Origin of the sequence: Streptomyces sp. SID13726 (assembly GCF_010548375.1) — a bacterium.
In the GTDB taxonomy this organism is placed as follows: Bacteria; Actinomycetota; Actinomycetes; order Streptomycetales; family Streptomycetaceae; genus Streptomyces.
In genome coordinates this window covers 1-421 of sequence record NZ_JAAGLY010000560.1, presented here as the reverse complement: position 1 = coordinate 421, position 421 = coordinate 1, and the positions used below count along the sequence as shown (strand labels likewise).

The 421-nt window shown below is 72.0% G+C and carries 1 protein-coding gene; it reads right to left on the bottom strand.

Translation table 11 applies throughout. The annotated features are described in order from the left end of the window. Window positions 1-421: hypothetical protein (locus G3I78_RS49120; RefSeq protein ID WP_203616568.1), on the bottom strand; the 421-nt coding region annotated here is incomplete at both ends.

Here is a 421-nt window from a genome sequence, read left to right as displayed (position 1 = left end):
CCGATCTGGTGGGGGACGTATCCGTCGACCCAGTCGCGGGTGCTCTGGCTGATGTCCTCGCCCGGGTCGATGACGAAGGCAGCGGCCGTGCCGCCGGACTCGGCGAAGGGGGCGACGGCGGCGAGGAGGGCGGCCTGGAAGTCGTACACCTGGGGGCTGGGCTCGATGAGGATGACCGCGAGCCCCTGACCCGGAACCCCGAAGTCGGCGTGCTTGATCGCCACGGCCCGGTAGGAGAGTGCGCTCGTGTCGGTCGCGGCCAGGGTGTCGCCGATGGCGTCATAGACGGCCTCCAGCTCCCCGGTGCGCACGTAGCGCTGGAGGGTGGTGATGTGCGGCTGGTGGGAGGCGTCCAGGGCGAACCCGTCCGGGACGCTTTCGCGCAGCCGGGCGAGCAGGGCGGGCGGGCAGCTGTCACGCA